Origin of the sequence: Corynebacterium sp. KPL2895 (assembly GCF_040225815.1) — a bacterium.
GTDB lineage: Bacteria > Actinomycetota > Actinomycetes > Mycobacteriales > Mycobacteriaceae > Corynebacterium > Corynebacterium rhinophilum.
On sequence record NZ_JBEHFY010000052.1, the window covers coordinates 1 to 1,494 of the forward strand.

The 1,494-nt window shown below is 54.9% G+C and carries 1 protein-coding gene; it reads right to left on the reverse strand.

Going from position 1 to position 1,494, the window contains the following annotated elements; all coding sequences use genetic code 11:
• Nucleotides 1-1,386, reverse strand: a 1,386-nt coding sequence (locus ABRP95_RS12010; protein ID WP_349839489.1) for an integrase core domain-containing protein, incomplete at its 3' end; no start/stop codon positions are given.
• Between the last annotated feature and the right edge of the window lie 108 nt (nucleotides 1,387-1,494).

Here is a 1,494-nt window from a genome sequence, read left to right on the forward strand (position 1 = left end):
GCCGGGTGGACGCTGATTCAGTTGGATCGGTAGCGGAAATGAAAACAGTTTCTCACCGTCGTGATCAGTAAAAAATTCCACATAGTCATCGGCTACGCTGCTGTAGATGGCTCGATTTTTGAAGCGCAGCCCGACGTAGAGGCCGTGTCCCATAACGCGTACCACCCCGCTTTTGTTGATCGACAGTTTGTCCGGGATAGGCCAGAGTGCATTTACACCGGTAGGGCTTGGCATTACGGTTGAGGAATCGGCATGGGGTGTATCTTGCTGGATCGCCTGAGTGTCGTTACTTGGTGCCCTGTCTGAAGCTGCAACTTCAGGCAGGGCATTATCTGTCGCGACCACTGTGTCGGCTGCTAAGGCATCTGCCTGGTTGTCGGAGTGAATCCGGTGATATTGTTTCGCGATTTTTGTCCATAAAACATCTGGGTCAATCGGCTGCGTCGGTGGCTGGGCATGCGAGATAATCTCCCAGGCTTGGGCTGGGGTGATGTGCATCTTGCCCCTGAGAAGTCCTTGGTGGCGACGGCGTGTGTTGTAGAAGTTGCGGTAGTCGACAATCAGCTGTTGGACCTGCGCCAGCGTCGTCGGGGTACGAGCATCCAAAAACCTGGTCATGGTTTGGTGCGATCGCTCGTCTTTGCCTTGCGTCGTGGGAGCAAAGCCCGCACTTGATTGAACTCCCAGGCTGGCGAGCCAGCGTTCGGTTTGCGACAGCCGGCCGCGATGGTAGGTGGCAAAGGCATCACCGTTGTCAGAGAGGACTTCTTGGAAAAGTCCGTAAGCATCAATGGCTCCACTTAGCGTGATGCGGGCATCGGTGCCGTTTTCTGGAGTTCCAAAAGCTTGGGAGCCGACGTCGAAGCGGCTGGCATCGTCGACGACTTGGTAGATAGTCACTTGCGTGTGAGGCACATCGAAGAGTCTGTAGGCAAACGCATCGATCTGCCACAGTTCATTGACTTCGCCCCTGGCAAAGTGCCTGTAGGACTTACGCGGTCGTTTACGTGCATTGATGTCAGCGACGCCAGCCTCGTGCAACCATTGTGCGATTAAAGCTCGTGACGGTGGTTGGTCGTAGCCGAGTTCGTCGAGGAAGAAGTAGAAGATTGACCATGGGCCGCAGTTTTGGCCGCGGGCTCTTAACGTACCGCGAGCTTGCAGGACCTGTTGTCGAATCTTGTCATCGTAGACCCGTCGCGGGTTCAGTGGTGCCGTGCTGTCGGGCACGATGCCAGCCCGCCCGCGTTCGGCGATACGTGCTTTGATGTTGTAGTACGTCTGCTTCGATACGCCGATGTTCTTGCAGAACTGCTGGACCGTGATGCCCTCACGGATGGGGTCGAAATCCGCTATCTTCTTGCGGAGAGTAATGGGAATTGCCATCCCCACATTGTCAAGAAGCCAGAGTCCAAAAAGTCGTTAGACATCCTGTCCATAAACTTCCTGGACTCCGCGTCAAAAAACTAACTGGACTCCGAGTCCAAAAAGTCA